The sequence below is a fragment of the Bradyrhizobium sp. YR681 genome (genome assembly GCF_000282615.1).
Taxonomy (GTDB): Bacteria; Pseudomonadota; Alphaproteobacteria; order Rhizobiales; family Xanthobacteraceae; genus Bradyrhizobium.
The window spans coordinates 1-15,267 of sequence record NZ_AKIY01000008.1 but is presented as its reverse complement, the minus strand read 5'-3'; the positions used below and the strand labels follow the sequence as shown (position 1 = coordinate 15,267).

At 65.6% G+C, this 15,267-nt stretch carries 12 protein-coding genes; 4 read left to right on the top strand and 8 right to left on the bottom strand.

Features of this window, described 5'->3' with window-relative positions; genetic code table 11:
• Window positions 1-37: 37 nt before the first annotated feature.
• Window positions 38-931, top strand: coding sequence for a LysR family transcriptional regulator (locus PMI42_RS00660; RefSeq protein ID WP_008129575.1), 894 nt, complete (start codon window positions 38-40; stop codon window positions 929-931).
• Between the two features lie 4 nt (window positions 932-935).
• Here PMI42_RS00660 and PMI42_RS00655 read toward each other — a convergent pair whose 3' ends face one another.
• The 4 genes from PMI42_RS00655 to PMI42_RS00640 all read right to left on the bottom strand — a co-directional run bounded on the left by PMI42_RS00655 (window position 936) and on the right by PMI42_RS00640 (window position 6,196).
• Window positions 936-1,328, bottom strand: a complete 393-nt coding sequence (locus PMI42_RS00655; RefSeq protein WP_008129573.1) for a putative quinol monooxygenase — start codon at window positions 1,326-1,328, stop codon at window positions 936-938.
• Window positions 1,329-1,362: 34 nt separating this feature from the next.
• Window positions 1,363-2,151, bottom strand: a complete 789-nt coding sequence (locus tag PMI42_RS00650; RefSeq protein WP_008129571.1) for a carboxymuconolactone decarboxylase family protein — start codon at window positions 2,149-2,151, stop codon at window positions 1,363-1,365.
• Between the two features lie 239 nt (window positions 2,152-2,390).
• Window positions 2,391-5,909: a transcription-repair coupling factor gene (gene mfd, locus PMI42_RS00645; RefSeq protein ID WP_008129569.1), complete on the bottom strand. Its 3,519-nt coding sequence runs from the start codon at window positions 5,907-5,909 to the stop codon at window positions 2,391-2,393.
• Window positions 5,906-6,196, bottom strand: coding sequence for an FAD assembly factor SdhE (locus PMI42_RS00640; RefSeq protein ID WP_008129567.1), 291 nt, complete (start codon window positions 6,194-6,196; stop codon window positions 5,906-5,908). Before PMI42_RS00640 ends, mfd begins: the two co-directional genes overlap by 4 nt.
• A 400-nt stretch (window positions 6,197-6,596) precedes the next feature.
• Here PMI42_RS00640 and PMI42_RS00635 point away from each other — a divergent pair, with 400 nt between their 5' ends.
• The 3 genes from PMI42_RS00635 (at window position 6,597) to recG (ending at window position 10,636) form a co-directional block, all read left to right on the top strand.
• A complete protein-coding gene (locus tag PMI42_RS00635) occupies window positions 6,597-7,790 on the top strand; it encodes an RNA ligase RtcB family protein (RefSeq protein ID WP_008129565.1) in 1,194 nt (397 codons plus the stop codon).
• Window positions 7,787-8,410 (top strand): peptide chain release factor H, encoded by a 624-nt coding sequence (gene prfH / locus PMI42_RS00630; RefSeq protein ID WP_008129564.1) that lies wholly within the window; start codon window positions 7,787-7,789, stop codon window positions 8,408-8,410. The genes PMI42_RS00635 and prfH overlap by 4 nt, the downstream gene beginning before the upstream one ends.
• A gap of 117 nt (window positions 8,411-8,527) precedes the next feature.
• Complete coding sequence (recG, locus tag PMI42_RS00625) at window positions 8,528-10,636, top strand: ATP-dependent DNA helicase RecG (protein WP_008129563.1); 2,109 nt, start codon at window positions 8,528-8,530, stop codon at window positions 10,634-10,636.
• Here recG and panE read toward each other — a convergent pair.
• From panE to glmS, 4 genes are all read right to left on the bottom strand, one after another.
• Window positions 10,633-11,562: a 2-dehydropantoate 2-reductase gene (gene panE / locus PMI42_RS00620; protein ID WP_008129562.1), complete on the bottom strand. Its 930-nt coding sequence runs from the start codon at window positions 11,560-11,562 to the stop codon at window positions 10,633-10,635. The genes recG and panE overlap by 4 nt on opposite strands.
• Before the next feature lie 224 nt (window positions 11,563-11,786).
• Window positions 11,787-12,644 carry an NAD(P)-dependent oxidoreductase gene (locus PMI42_RS00615; RefSeq protein WP_008129561.1) on the bottom strand — a complete coding sequence of 286 codons (858 nt, stop codon included), beginning with the start codon at window positions 12,642-12,644 and terminating at the stop codon, window positions 11,787-11,789.
• Between the two features lie 105 nt (window positions 12,645-12,749).
• A complete protein-coding gene (locus PMI42_RS00610) occupies window positions 12,750-13,520 on the bottom strand; it encodes a DUF502 domain-containing protein (RefSeq protein ID WP_008129560.1) in 771 nt (256 codons plus the stop codon).
• Window positions 13,521-13,609: 89 nt separating this feature from the next.
• The coding region (gene glmS, locus PMI42_RS00605; RefSeq protein WP_008129558.1) for a glutamine--fructose-6-phosphate transaminase (isomerizing) at window positions 13,610-15,267 on the bottom strand (1,658 nt) is incomplete at its 5' end.

Below are 15,267 nucleotides of genomic sequence, written 5' to 3'. Positions count from 1 at the left end.
ACTATAATCGGCATGGGCTTATAAACAGGATCGATAAATGCAACGCGGAAATCTCGACGACCTCTCGGCCTTCCTGATCGTCGCCCGCGAAGGCAGCTTCACCAGAGCCGCGGCCAAGCTCGGCATTTCACAATCCGCGCTCAGCTACACCATCAAGGAGCTCGAGGCCCGGCTGAAGCTGCGCCTGCTGACGCGCACCACGCGCAGCGTGTCGCCCACGGCCGCCGGCGAACGCCTGTTGCGCAACGTGGGTCCACGGATCGCGGAGATCGAGTCCGAGCTCGCGGCCTTGACCGAGCTTCGGGAAAAGCCCTCCGGGACCATCCGCATCACCGCAACCGAATATGCCACCGACGCCGTGCTTCTGCCGAAGCTTGCAAAGATGTTGCGCGACTATCCCGACATCAAGCTCGAGATCGTCAGCGATTACGGACTGACGGATATCGTCGCGCAGCGTTTCGATGCCGGCGTGCGGGATGGCGAGCAGGTCGCGAAGGACATGATTGCGGTGCGGATCGGCCCCGACTCGCGCATGGCCGTCGTCGGCGCTCCCTCTTATTTCCGCAGCCGGTCAGAGCCGAAGAAGCCGTCGCAACTGGTCGAGCACAATTGCATCAATCTGCGCCTGCCGACCCATGGCGGATTGTACTCCTGGGAATTCGAAAAAGGTTCGCGGGAGCTCAAGGTTCGGGTCGACGGTCAATTGTTCTTCAACACCACGACCCAGATGCTCCAGGCCGCGCTTGCAGGCCTCGGGCTGGCCTATCTGCCGGAGGGCCTGGTGCAACCCCACATCAACAAGGGGCGCCTCAGGCGGGTGCTCGAGGACTGGTGCCCTCCCTACCCCGGCTACCACCTCTACTACCCAAGCCGGCGGCAACCCTCCGCGGCCTTTGCACTCCTTGTCGAGGCGCTCCGCCACAGGGACTGAGCTGTCACTTCGGCAGCGCGCCAAAGGCGATGGGCGTGGTCCGGATCAACTTGAGCGACCGGACCATTTTCTCCACGGTCGCCTTGTATGTCTTGAAGTGGATGGTCTCCAGGTGAGACCGGTAGGCATCCTGATCCCGGTAGATCTCGAACACCCTGACCCGTGCGGGATCGTCGTTTTCGGAGACGGCATAGAGCGCGACGACACCGGGCTCGACGCGCGTGGCGGTCTCGATGTGCTCGGCCACCGCGGCCTTGTAGGACTCAAGCTGCGCGGGATCGACCTCGATCTCCGCTTCCTGCACGTAGAGCGACCGCAGATCGGTGCCGGCAGCAGCTCCGGAAATGACTGCCGGCAGCACGGATGCGCCGATCAGAAGAAGTTGCGCGATAGTCAAGTCAGCCTCCTCCCCGATGGCCGCGCGAACGCGGCTAACGTGGCCGCTTCGCGAACACATCCTTGGCGACGGGCATCGCCGAAAACACGTTAGGCCAGCCGACATAGAACGCCAATTGCGTGATCGCTTCCGACGCCTCCGTCTGGGTCAGGCCGTTATCCATCGCCCGGTTGAGGTGCGGCGTGAGCTGGGCCATCTGCCCGTTGGCGATCAGCGCGCTGACGGTGACGAGACTGCGATCCCTGGGCGCAAGGTCCGGACGCAGCCACAGGTCGCGAAACAACACGTCGGTGGTGTACTGCACGACGCCCGGAAAGGACGCGCCGAACTGCTCCTGGACGAACGCGGCACGCTGCGCCTCGGCGGCCTCGTCGAGCGGCAACGGCGTCACCGAGACGGCCGGAAGCTCCCCGGCGCCGATGTTGCGGGCGGCAAAGACGTCCCTGGCGACAGCGACGGCCGACATCGCATTGGCCCAGCCGGCGTAGAAGGCAAGATGGGTGATGATCTCCGAGATCTCGCGTGGCTTGACACCGTTATCGAGCGCGAGATTGAAATGATACGGCATCTCGATCGGCTGATTGCGTGCGATCAGTGCAGCCAATGTCACGATGCTGCGGTCGCGTGGCGCAAGGCCGGGCCGTTTCCACACGTCGCCGAGCAGACGGTTTTGCGTGTAGGCCTCCAGTACAGGGGCAACCTTCCGAACGTCCGCAGACGTCAGCGCGGGCTTTGATCCGGTCATGGCGACACTCTCCTCCGTGCGGGCCGACGGCATGGCCATCAGCGCAAGCAATGCGACAACCGCGGCTTGCAGCTTCATAACGAATCTCCTGTGCACCGCGGTTGCGTCCCGGACACTCGCGCGCCGGCGGGGCATGATCGCCCTTGCAAGCTCGTTATAGGCGATGGGACGCCGTGCGATTAGATGACATAATTGGTATGGGCTTATCGAGCAGGCTTATGAATTGGCCCGTCCCCCGCGCCAAGGAAAGAACGGGGGTACCGGATCTGTGCGCCGCTTCGCGGCGCTTGTCCGGGACGCGATAAGCTTAACCCAGGCTACGCCGCCTTCTTGCTCGTTGCGAGCTGCGCCAGCTGCCGCATGATCTCCGTCGTGCCCGCAAGGCGCTCTTCCGGCGTCTCCCAATCCTGAAGGAACACCACCTTCATGTCGGGCCGCACCTTGGCGGCCTGGCCGTAGCTGCGGATGAAGCTGACCAGGCGGTCGGGATAGGCGAAGGAATTGTCGCGGAAAGCGATGACGGCCCCCTTTGGACCGGCGTCGATCTTGCCGACATTGGCCTTGCGGCAAAACGCCTTGATCGCGGCCACCTTGAAGAGGTAGCGCACCTCATCCGGCAAGACGCCGAACCGATCGCGCATCTCGGCGCCGAAGTTCTCGATCTCCTCCTCGGTGTCGAGATCGGCGAGCCGTCGGTACAGCGACAGCCGCACCGAGAGATCGCCGACATAGTCTTCCGGAATCAGCACGGGCATGCCGATGGTGATCGACGGCGACCAGCGGTCGGCGGCGGGCTCGGACACGCCGGCCTTGAGGTTGACGATCGCCTCCTCCAGCATCGACTGGTAGAGCTCGAAGCCGACCTCCTTGATGTGGCCGGATTGCTCTTCGCCGAGCAGGTTGCCGGCGCCGCGGATGTCGAGATCGTGCGAGGCGAGCTGGAAGCCTGCGCCCAGCGTCTCCAGCGATTGCAGCACGGTAAGCCGGCGCTCCGCCTGCGCCGTGATCTTCTGCTGCGCCGGCAGCGTGAACAGCGCATAGGCGCGCAGCTTGGAGCGGCCGACGCGGCCGCGCAGCTGGTAGAGCTGGGCGAGGCCGAACATGTCGGCGCGGTGCACGATCAGCGTGTTGGCGTTGGGGATGTCGAGGCCGGATTCCACAATGGTGGTCGACAGCAGGATGTCGAACTTGCCGTCATAGAACGCGGTCATGATGTCCTCGATCACGGCGGGCGGCATCTGCCCGTGCGCGACCGCGACCTTCATCTCCGGCACGTTCTTGTCGAGGAAATCCTTGACCTCGGCAAGATCGTCGATGCGCGGCACCACGTAGAACGCCTGGCCGCCGCGATAGCGCTCGCGCAGCAGCGCTTCGCGGATCATCAGCGGATCGTGCGGGGCAACGAAGGTGCGGACCGCAAGACGATCGACCGGGGGCGAAGCGATGATCGAGAGCTCGCGGACGCCGGTCAGCGCCAGTTGCAGCGTGCGCGGGATCGGCGTTGCCGACAGCGTCAGCACATGCACCTCGGCGCGCAGCGCCTTCAGCCGCTCCTTGTGGGTGACGCCGAAATGCTGCTCCTCGTCGACGATGACGAGGCCGAGATCGCGGAATTTGATGGCCTTGCCGAGCAGCGCGTGGGTGCCGACGACGATGTCGACGGAGCCATCGGCGATGCCCTTCTTGACCAGGTTCAGCTCCTTGGTCGGGATCAGGCGCGAGGCCTGCGCCACGTTGACCGGAAAGCCCTTGAAGCGCTCGGTGAAGGTTCTGGCGTGCTGGCGCGCCAGCAGCGTGGTCGGCACCACGACAGCGACCTGCTTGCCTTCGAGCGCGACGGCGAACGCCGCGCGCAACGCCACCTCGGTCTTGCCGAAGCCGACGTCGCCGCAGATCAGCCGGTCCATGGGACGACCGAGCTCGAGGTCCTTCAGCGTGGATTCGATCGCCCCTAACTGGTCCTCGGTCTCGTCATAGGGGAAGCGTGCACAGAACTCGTCGTAAAGGCCCTGCTGCACCGGCAGCTTTGGCGCCTCGTGCAGATGCCTCGCGGCGGCGATCTTGATCAGCTCGCCCGCGATCTCGCGGATGCGGTTCTTGAGTTTTGCCTTGCGGGTCTGCCAGCCGGAGCCACCCAGACGATCCAGCTCGACCGTGGTCTGGTCGGAGCCGTAGCGCGACAAAAGCTCGATGTTCTCGACCGGGAGGAACAGCTTTGCGTCAGCGGCATAATGCAGCTCGAGGCAGTCATGCGGCGCGCCGGCGACGTCGAGCGTCTGCAGGCCGACAAAGCGCCCGATGCCGTGATCGGCGTGGACGACGATATCGCCCGCGGTGAGGCTCGTGATCTCCGAGATGAAATTGTCGAGCTTGCGGCTCGCCTTGCGCGTCCGCACCAGGCGATCGCCCAGAATGTCCTGCTCGCTGATGAGCGCGATCTCGTCGGTCTCGAAACCGGCCTCCAGGCCGAGCACGGCGAGCATGGTCTCGTTGCGCGGGGTCGCCTGCACAGTCCGCCAGGCGTTGACGCTGGTGGTGTGGGCCAGCTTGTGGTCGCGCAGCATCGAGGTCATGCGATCGCGCGAGCCTTCGCTCCACAGCGCGATCACGACCTTCTTGCGCTGGGCATGCAGCGCCATGACGTGGCTGACCACGGACTCGAACACGTTGACGGTGCTGTCGTTGCGCTCCGGCGCAAAATCGCGGCCCTTGCGTGCGCCTGCGTCGACGACGCTGGTGCCGTCGGCCGGCACGGAGAACTGCGTCAGGCGCGCCAGGGGGATGTCGCCGAGGCGCCTGGTCCACTCGTCTTCGGTAAAATACAGCCGATCCGGCGGCAGCGGCTTGTAGATGGCGCCGCCGCCGGGATGCTCCATCGCATCGCGGCGGGCCTCGTAATAGTCCTGGATCTGCTTGAAGCGCTCGCGGACGGCATCCTCGGCCTGCGGCTCGATCGCGACGGCTGCGCCTTGCAGATAGTCGAACAGGGTGTCCATCCGGTCCTGGAACAGCGGCAGCCAGTGCTCCATGCCGGGATGACGGCGGCCTTCGCTGACGGCCTCGTAGAGCGCATCGTCGCGCTCGGGCGCGCCGAACTCGGCGACATAGCCCATGCGGAAACGGCGGATGGTGTCCGTGACGAGCTGGAATTCCGAGACCGGGACGAGGTCGAGCGCGCGCATGTCGAGCAGCGTGCGCTGGGTCTCGGCGTCGAAGGTGCGGATCGATTCCAAACTGTCGCCGAAGAAGTCGAAACGCACCGGCTGCTCGAGGCCGGCCGGAAACAGGTCCAGAATGCCGCCGCGCACGGCATATTCGCCGGGCTCGCGCACGGTCGAGGAGCGGTTGTAGCCGTTGTGCTCGAGCCAGGCGATGATGGTGTCCATCGGCACGACGTTGCCGGGCGCGACCGACAGCGCCTGCGCCGCGACGAGCTCGCGCGCGGGCACGCGCTGCACGATCGCGTTCACCGTGGTCAGCACGATCAGCGGCTTGTCGCTGCCGGTCAGCGGCGCGAGCCGCGCCAGCGTCGTCAGGCGCTGGGCGAGAATGCCGCCATGCGGCGAGACGCGGTCATAGGGCTGGCAGTCCCAAGCCGGGAAGGTCAGCACCGGCAGATCGGGCGCGAAGAATTGCAGCGCGCGTTCGAGCTGCTGCATCCGCGCGCCATCGCGGCACACCACGGCGAGGCTGACGGCCGGCTTCTTCGGCCGCGCCGCGATGGCGCGCGCCAGATCCGAGATGACGAGGCCCTCGGCGCCCTCGGCGACATTGGCAAGCGTCAGCGCGCGGCCGGGCGTGAGCAGCTCGGCCGGCGACTTCATCCCCTGCTTCATAGATCGCCGTCCGTGATCGGGAACGCCTTGATGCGGGCAAACAGCGCGCCGGCGACATCAGCCGGCAGCACCTTGTCGCCGGTGATGGCGGCGTAGAGGTCGGGATCGGACTCTTCGAGCAGGGTCTCGAGCTCGGTCAGCTCCGTATCGGACAGATTGCCGATCTCGGCATCCGCGAAGCGGCCGAGGATCAGGTCCATCTCGCGCGTGCCGCGGTGCCAGCAGCGGAACAGAAGCCGCTTGCGGCGATCGTCCAGCCCGTTGCTCGATCGTGTCGTTCCCGTCATGGCTCAGATCCAGTCAAACGCCGAAAGCCCGGACGTGCCGGGCGGGGGTGATATAGGCCTTGCACCTTGAAAAGTCAGCAGCATTCGGGACGTCAATGCGTGCAAAAATGCCGGGTGTGGCTTGCAGGCCCGAAACAGACGCCCGCCGGCAACGGGGATTGCCACCCGACCGGCGCGCATCAGCTGCGACTTGCGGCTTTTCAATTTCACCGTTATGTGTCCCCTCCGATCTGGCGCCCCTTTTGGCGCGATCACCAGGGAGAAGGCTCGATGACGATCATGTCTCGCCGCCCCGTCGAGGGCATCGCCTAACAGCGCGCGCGTTGGCCGCGCCGTCAGGGAAACCACGCGCATCGCACAGCTGCGCGTGTCGATGATTCCTATCTGCTGAAAGCTTTCAATGGGCACCTCTGCCAACGTGGACGGCCGCGCGCCGATCCACATCTTCGCCTCGTCCAAATCGTGGATCGAAGGCAACGCAACGCTGCAACTCGAACATGTCGCTGGGCTACCCGGAGTCCGGGCGGTGGCCGCTATGCCGGATCTCCATCCCGGCAAATTCGGGCCGGTCGGCTGCGCCATTCTGGCGAACCGGATTTTTCCGCAATTGGTCGGCTCCGACATCGGCTGCGGCATGGCACTGTTCGAGCTGGACATCGCAGCGCGCAAGCTGCGGCTTGATCAACTGGCCGAGCGCATGCACGCGCTCGACCAGCCCTGGGAGGGCGACGCGGCAAGCGTGCTCGCGGGCGCGAAGCTTGGCACCACCGCCTTTGATGCCGCGCTCGGCAGCATCGGCGGCGGCAACCACTTCTGCGAGATTCAGGCTATCGACCAGATCCTCGCGCCGGAGGTGGCAGCACGAGCAGGTCTCGATCGGAACCTTGCCTATGTCCTGATCCATTCCGGTTCGAGAGGCCTTGGCTCCTCAATTCTGGAGCGGGCTTTGAGCAATGGACAAGACACCCTTTCCATCGGGAGCGACGAAGGCAACGCCTACATGGCGGCGCACGATCACGCGGTTCGATGGGCAAAGCTCAATCGTCGCATCATCGCGGAGCGGACGGGCGCAGCGGCGCGGTCCGACTTGCGTCCCGTCAACGATCTTCCGCACAACATGGTCGAGTGTCAGCTCAAGACGGACGGCGGCGTCATGGCGCTGCATCGCAAGGGGGCGGCCGCCGCCGATCGCGGCCTGGTGCCGGTGCCGGGATCGCGCGGAACGCTGTCGTATCTGGTCGAGCCGCTGGCCGACATGCGGACCGAAGCGCTTGCCTCGCTCGCGCATGGCGCGGGCCGCAAATACGATCGTGCATCGATGCATGGTCGGGTGCGAGTCAAGAAGTCCGACATCGCAAGGCTGGAGCGCAATCCCTTTGGCGGCATCGTTGTCTGCGGCGATCGCGGCCTGCTCGCCGAGGAAGCGCCCGACGCTTACAAGAGCATCGAACGCGTTATCGCCGACCTCGTGGAGTTCGGCCTGGTGCGCGTGGTGGCAACCTTCCGACCGCTGCTGACGTTCAAGAAGGCGCAGTCCAGTGCCGCGACGGCTGGCATCAGGCGCGAAAAGAGCTGGAAGGAGGATCGCCGATGATCCGACTTCTGCTCACCAGCGGGCGCGGGCCGGCGGAATGTCGGATCGCGGTCGCAAATACCATCGCAGTCATCGTCGCCGAAGCGACCGCGCTCGGGTTCGATACCGATTCCCTGGAGGGGCCGAATCCGGATACGCACGGCCCGGCATCGGCGCTGGTCGTCATCCACGGCGATGGCGCAGCCAGCTTTGCACATCCATGGATCGGTGCGATCCAATGGACGGCGCAGAGTCCGCTCAGACCGCATCACAAGCGGAAGAACTGGTTCATCGGCGTGTTCGAGCTTCCGCCGCTGCCTGATCCGCCGAAGGCCATAAGCGCCCAGGACGTGCGCTTCGAAGCCTTCCGGGCCGGCGGCCCGGGTGGTCAACATCAGAACAAGACCGAGAGCGCCGTGCGGGCCGTCCACGTTCCAAGCGGCCTGTCGGTCGTGGCACGGGACCAGCGCTCACAGCATCGCAACAGGGCGCTGGCGCTGGACCGGCTGGCGGCACTGCTGAACCTGCAAGGCGAATTGGCGGCGATCGCCGCCCGGAGCGAGGCCCATGCAGCACACGGTCAGCTCGAGCGCGGCCGGCCGGTCAAGCGCTTCAAGGGCGCGGAGTTTCGAGCAGTATAGTATGGCTGAGCCGCGGCCGGAGTTCCTCGGCCGAGCCGTGGCGCGGTCACGGAAGAAAAGCGTGGACGTCTCGCTCAAAGCCGCGCATGACGGCAAAAAACGGTCTTAGCTTTCCCGATGCGCCCCAGCCTGCTCAATCCGCTGTTTGCTGCCGTGACCACCCTGCCCGGCGTCGGCCCGAAGCAGGACAAGCTGTTGCAGTACCTGCTCAGCCGCAGCGAGACGCCGCGGCTGGTCGACCTGCTGCTGCATCTGCCGAGCCAGGTCATCGACCGCCGGGCGCGGCCGAAGATCCGCGACGCGGACCAGGGAACCATGGTGACGCTGGAGGTCACCGTCGATCGCCACCGCCCGCCTCCGCCGCGCAACGCCCGCGCGCCCTATCTGGTCTATGCCAGCGACGACACCGGCGATGTCGTGCTGACGTTCTTCCGGGCCAAGCCCGGCTATGTCGAAAAGCTGCTGCCTGTCGGCGAGAAGCGCTACGTCTCCGGCACGCTGCAGATGTATGACGGCATCCCGCAGATCGTGCATCCGGACCGGGTGCTCGACGAAGAGGCGATCTCAAAACTCTCCGGGATCGATCCTGTCTATCCGCTGACCACCGGCCTCGCGCTCGGCTCGCTCCGCCGCGCGGTCGCGCAGGCGCTGCAAAAGCTCCCGGCGTTGCCGGAATGGATCAGCCCGGAGGTGATGCGCCGCTGCGGCTTCCCGCCAATTGTGGAAGCGCTGACCCGCGTGCATCAGCCGGTCGAGCTCACGGACATATTGCCGGAAAAGCCGTTCTGGTCCCGCCTCGCCTTCGACGAGCTGCTCGCCGGCCAGCTTGCGCTCGCCCTGATCCGCGCCCAATTGCGCCGCCCGGCCGGCGTCCGCAATGCCGGCGACGGGCACCTGCGCAACAAGATCATCGACGCCCTGCCCTATGCGTTGACGATTTCCCAGCGCGAGGCCGCCGCGGCGATCGCGAACGATCTGCAACAGCCGGTGCGCATGTTGAGGCTTCTCCAGGGCGACGTCGGCTCCGGCAAGACCGTGGTGGCACTGCTGGCCGCCGCGGCCGTTGCCGAAGTCGGCAAGCAGGCCGCATTGATGGCGCCGACCGAAATCCTGGCGCGCCAGCACATCAAGACCATCGCGCCGCTCGCCGAACGTGCGGGGGTGCGGGTCGCAATCCTCACCGGCCGCGAGAGGGGCAAGGAGCGGCGCGAGCTGCTCGCGCAACTGGAAGCCGGCGAGATCGATCTGCTCGTCGGCACCCATGCGCTGATCCAGGACGACGTGATCTTCCACGATCTCGCGCTGGCCGTCGTCGACGAGCAGCATCGTTTTGGCGTGCGCGAGCGCCTCGCGCTGACGTCGAAGGGCGAAGCCGTCGACGTTCTCGTCCTCAGCGCAACGCCGATCCCGCGCACACTGGTGCTGACCTATTTCGGCGACATGGACATCTCCGAGCTGCGCGAAAAGCCCGCCGGCCGCCAGCCGATCGAGACCCGCACCATCTCGATGAGCCGCCTCGGCGAGGTCACAGACAGCATCGGCCGCGCTCTCGAATCCGGCAAGCTGGTCTACTGGATCTGTCCGCTGGTCGAGGAATCCGAGGCCGAGGGCACCGAACACCTCACCAACGCGACCAAGCGTTTCGAGAGCCTGCAAAAACGTTTCGGCGACCGCGTCGGCCTCGTCCACGGCCAGATGAAGGGCACCGAGAAGGATCGCGTGATGGGCCAGTTCGCGGCACACGAGATCGGGCTGCTGGTCGCAACCACCGTGGTCGAGGTCGGCGTCGACGTGCCGGCGGCGACCATCATGGTGATCGAGAACGCCGAGCGCTTCGGCCTCGCCCAGTTGCACCAGCTGCGCGGCCGCATCGGGCGCGGCTCGGAAGCCTCGACCTGCCTGCTGCTCTATTCCGAGCCGCTCGGCGAGATGTCGAAGGCACGGCTGAAGGTGATCCGCGAGACCACCGACGGCTTTCGCATCGCCGAGGAAGATTTGAAGCTGCGCGGCGAAGGTGACGTGCTCGGCGTGCGCCAGAGCGGCCTGCCCGGCTACCGCATCGCGCGCTCCGAGGTGCACGGCCAGCTCATCACCCAGGCCCGCGACGAAGCGCTGCGCATCCTCAAGGACGATCCGAAGCTCAAAGGCGAGCGCGGCGAGGCATTGCGCTGCCTCTTGTATCTCTACGAGCGGGACGAGGCGATCCCGCTGATCGGCGCGGGCTAGCCTGCCGCTCTTCGGCGCCCGACCTCATAGGCCGCCACATGTGCGCGGGCAAGGTCCAGCAGCGGCGTCTCGATGCCGAGCGTACGGGCCCGATTGGCCATGTCGCCGAGGATATGCTCCGCCTCCGTGATCGAACTGCGCTCGATATCGCGCAGCATCGAGGCCTTGAGCGGCGAGTCCAGGGTCGTGAAGAGTTTTCGGTCGAACTCGATGAACGGAGCGCGCGGTTCGAACCCCGACGCCGTCGCAACGGCGCAGCATTCCGCGAACAGGCGGAAGATCGACTGTTCACCGTTCGGCACGGCCAGGATGTCCCCGATGCTTGCGCGCATCAGGCAAGTGATGCCGGCCAGCGTTGAGAGCTGGACGAACTTTTCCCACATGTCCTGCATGATCGTTTCGCTGGCGCGCACGTCGATGCCGGGGACATGGAGTAGTGTCTCCAGCGCGAGCGCACGTTCGCTCAGCGAGCCCTCGATCTCGCCGAAGACAATGGTCTGATTGGCCATGAACTGAACGACACGACCATCCGCGTCGAGCCCGGCGCTGACGTTCGCGAGCCCGCCGAGGACGCGCGCGGCGCCGAACCGCGCGGTCAGGGCGTCGATATGCTTCAGCCCGTTGAGGATCGGCAGGATCATCGTACTTGACCCGACCGCCGGCGCAAACTGATTCATGGCGTCGTCGAGCGAGTAGGATTTCACGCCGACGAGCACGATGTCGAACGTCTCCTTGAGATCGTCAGCCATGATGAGTTTCGGCTGCACGGCAAAGTCGCCATGCGGGCTCACGACCTGCAGTCCATCCCGGCGCAGTTGCTCGGCGCGCTTCGCGCGAACAAGGAAGGTCACGTCGCCACCGGCCCGGACCACACGAGCGCCGTAATAGCCTCCAAGCGCTCCCGCGCCGATCACGAGAAATCTCATTCGAACTCCCATTCCGCTTCAGCAGAAAACAATAACAGATGGCACCCGCGACGTCTTCCTCCCCGTCATTGCGCGCGCAGCGAAGCAATCCAGACTCCCTCTGTGGCAAGACTCTGGATTGCTTCGCTGCGCCCGAATGACGAGTGGATGGACCCTGCTTGGAAGCTTACCCCTTCCCCGCGGCCAGACTCGATTTCAGCGCGCGGTGAGTGGTCGCCTGACCATCAGTTCTTCTTCTGCGCGATGCGCGCGGCGAACGCCTTCATCAGCTCGGCATCCACCGCCTCGCCTTTCACGTCCTCGGCGAGGTGCTCGAACCAGCGCGCAAAACCCTCGTAGATCTGGCTGGCGGGATGATCGGGGCCGAGGAAGCCGGAAATCTCCCGCATCTCCGCGACCCAGCGATAGGCTTTTGGAAGCATGTCCGGCAGCGCGACTTCGAGCCGCGCCAGAATCGCGGGCTGGCTCAGCGCCAGCTCGTCGCGCAGCGCATCCGCCGCGCCCGCTTTCGTCGCCGCGACCACCATGGCCGAGCCGATGCCGGCAAGACCCTTGACGATGCCGGCATAGGACATCTTGAGCGCGGAGGCCGCGCCGACCGGGCCTTCGACGATGCGCACGTCGAGGCCGAAATCTTTGAGCACCGCGACCTCACCGGCGTGCTCGCCGGACATGTAGAAGGCCGGGCTCTTGCCGCCGGGCTGCGGCGGGAAGCCGATGATGCCGCCGTCGACGAACGGCGACTGCGCCGAGCCGATGATCTCCTCGATCCGCTGCACGGTATCGACGTTGACGGCGTTGCAATCCACCACGAGCGGCTTCTTGGCGCGCCTCACGATCAGCGCGGCCAGGCGTTCGGCGAGTGCAACTGCATCGCCGGGCGGCACGATCGAGAGGATGATGTCGGCGTCCGCGATCGCATCGTCCTCGGCGCCGACCATGCCGGCATCCGCCGCGCGTTTTTGCGTCGCCTCGCTTCGGCCCTTCAACGACGTCAGCACGCGCGCGCCGTTTTCGCTGAGGCGGCGAGCCACGGCGCTGCCCATGGCGCCGGGGGCGAGGATCGCAATGGTTTTGGACATCGTGCACTCCAGATCGAATTCCGAGCGAGGCGCTCAATTCAACCGGGAGACTAGCAGAGGACGAAAGGGCTTGCGTGAACGCGGCCATCCGAAACGGGAATGGCCCTACTCCACCTTCGCAGGCTGGGGCTGGAGCGCGGAGGCGTTGGCGATGCGCGCGGCATTGGCCATGCCCGCGAGCGCGGCGGCCTTCTTCGGGTCGGGCGCGGCGCCCGGCTGCACCACGCCGGCCGACATGATCAGCGTCGCGGCGTCTTCGGTGCTCATGTCGACCTCGACGATCTTGCTCTTGGGTACATAGAAGAAGAAGCCCGTGGTCGGGTTCGGCGAGCACGGCAGGAACACGGAGACATGCTCCTCCTGCCCCGGCAGGCTGCGCGCGACCTCCTCGTTCGGCGATTGCGAGATCAGCACGATCGACCACATGCCCGGCGAGGGAAACTCGACCAGGCCGACTTTGCGGAAGCTCGAGCCCTTGCCCGAGAACAGCGTCTCGAACACCTGTTTCAGGCCGCGATAGATGGCGCGCACCGCCGGGATCCGGCCGAGAAAGGTCTCGCCGACATCGACCAACGTTCGGCCGATCAGATTGGCGGCGAGAAAGCCGACCAGCGTCAGTGTGAAAAATGCGACAACCAGTCCCCAGCCGGGAATGACGTACGGCAGATAGGTTTCCGGCCGATAGGCCTGCGGGATGAACGGCCGCACCACACCATCGACCCAGGTGACGAACCACCAGACCAGATAGAAGGTGATCGCCACCGGCCCCGTGACCACGAGGCCGGTCAGGAAATAGTTGCGGAAGCGGCCCATCAGGCCGGTATGCGGTTCCGGGATAGGATCAAGCGGCGCAGGCGCGTCGTCGCGGGTGGTCATTCGGGTTCCAGGTCGGTCGCAGCACTCAAGCTAGGGTCTTCTAGCAGGTTTTGGAAGAGTACCTAGCGTTCCGGCCTGATCCCTTCTGCCTATTCCACGGTCACCGATTTCGCGAGGTTGCGCGGCTGGTCGACATCGGTGCCCATGATGACAGCCGTGTGATAGGCGAGCAGCTGCACCGGCACTGCATAGACCATCGGCGTGAACGCCGCCGCCATGTCCGGCATGACGATGGTGACGAGGGACTCCACCGTCGCCTCCTCCGCGCCTTTGGCGTCGGTCATCAGGATGATCTTGCCGCCGCGGGCCGCGACCTCCTGCATGTTCGACACGGTCTTCTCGAACACGCGGTCGTACGGCGCGATGACGACGACCGGCATGGTCTCGTCGATCAGCGCAATCGGGCCGTGCTTGAGTTCGCCGGCGGCATAGCCTTCGGCGTGGATGTAGGAGATTTCCTTCAGCTTCAGGGCGCCTTCGAGCGCCAGCGGGAAGCTGGTGCCGCGGCCGAGATAGAGCACGTCGCGCGATTTGGCGATCTCGCGCGCCAGCTTCTCGATCTGGAGCTCGGTGGTGAGCGCATCCGACATCAGGCGCGGGATCTCGACAAGGCCGTGGACCAGCTTGGTCTCGTCCTCGTCGGAGAGTTCGCCGCGGGCCTTGCCGGCCGCGATCGCGAGGTTCGCGAGCACCATGAGTTGGCAGGTGAAGGCCTTGGTCGAGGCGACGCCGATCTCAGGGCCAGCCAGTGTTTGCAGCACGGTCTCGCTCTCGCGCGCGATGGTCGAGGTCGGCACGTTGACGACGGCCACCGTGTGGACGCCTTCGGCCTTGGCGTAACGCAGCGCCGCCAGCGTGTCGGCGGTCTCGCCGGACTGCGAGATGAAGATGGCCAGATCGCCCTTGCGCAAGGGCGCCTCGCGGTAGCGGAATTCGGAGGCGACATCGACCTCGACCGGCACGCGCGCAAAACGCTCGAACCAGTATTTTGCGACGAAGCCGGCATAGCTTGCGGTGCCGCAGGCCGTGATGTTGATGCGCTGGATGTTCTTGAAGTCGAACGGCAGCTTGACCGGCAGCGAGACGCGCTCGGTCGCCATGTCGACATAGCGCGCCAGCGTGTGGCCGACCACCTCCGGCTGCTCGTGGATTTCCTTCGCCATGAAGTGGCGATAATTGGCCTTGTCGACCAGCGAGGTCGAGGCGGCGTGCTTGATCTTCTCGCGCTGGACGGCGTGGCCGTCCTTGTCGAAGATCGAAGCGCTCTTGTGGGTCAAGACGACCCAGTCGCCGTCTTCGAGATAGCTGATCGTGTCGGTGAACGGGCCGAGCGCGATGGCGTCGGAGCCGAGATACATCTCACCGTCGCCATAGCCGATCGCAAGCGGCGGGCCGTTGCGGGCGCCGATCATGAGGTCGTCGTCGCCGGCGAAGATGAAACCGAGCGCGAAAGCGCCGCGCAGCCGTCCCAGCGCCAGCTTCACCGCTTCCACGGGCTTGTTGCCGCGCGTCAGCAGATCGTCGACGAGATGCAGCACGATCTCGGTGTCGGTCTCGGTGTGGAACACCGTGCCCTTCTTCTCGAGCTCCTCGCGCAGCTCGCGGAAATTCTCGATGATGCCGTTGTGGACCACGGCGACGCGCTCGGTCGCGTGCGGATGGGCGTTGTTGACGGTCGGCTTGCCGTGGGTGGCCCAGCGGGTGTGACCGATTCCGGTCGTGCCCTTCAGCGGCTCCCCCTCGAGCC

Coding starts and splice junctions, on each gene's coding strand:
- PMI42_RS00660 (WP_008129575.1), top strand. CDS start 38: ATGCAACGCGGAAATCTCGACGACCTCTCGGCCTTCCTGATCGTCGCC.
- panE (WP_008129562.1), bottom strand. CDS start 11,562: ATGAGATTTCTCGTGATCGGCGCGGGAGCGCTTGGAGGCTATTACGGC.
- recG (WP_008129563.1), top strand. CDS start 8,528: ATGCGCCCCAGCCTGCTCAATCCGCTGTTTGCTGCCGTGACCACCCTG.
- PMI42_RS00610 (WP_008129560.1), bottom strand. CDS start 13,520: ATGACCACCCGCGACGACGCGCCTGCGCCGCTTGATCCTATCCCGGAA.
- PMI42_RS00650 (WP_008129571.1), bottom strand. CDS start 2,151: ATGAAGCTGCAAGCCGCGGTTGTCGCATTGCTTGCGCTGATGGCCATG.
- prfH (WP_008129564.1), top strand. CDS start 7,787: ATGATCCGACTTCTGCTCACCAGCGGGCGCGGGCCGGCGGAATGTCGG.
- PMI42_RS00615 (WP_008129561.1), bottom strand. CDS start 12,644: ATGTCCAAAACCATTGCGATCCTCGCCCCCGGCGCCATGGGCAGCGCC.
- PMI42_RS00640 (WP_008129567.1), bottom strand. CDS start 6,196: ATGACGGGAACGACACGATCGAGCAACGGGCTGGACGATCGCCGCAAG.
- mfd (WP_008129569.1), bottom strand. CDS start 5,909: ATGAAGCAGGGGATGAAGTCGCCGGCCGAGCTGCTCACGCCCGGCCGC.
- PMI42_RS00635 (WP_008129565.1), top strand. CDS start 6,597: ATGGGCACCTCTGCCAACGTGGACGGCCGCGCGCCGATCCACATCTTC.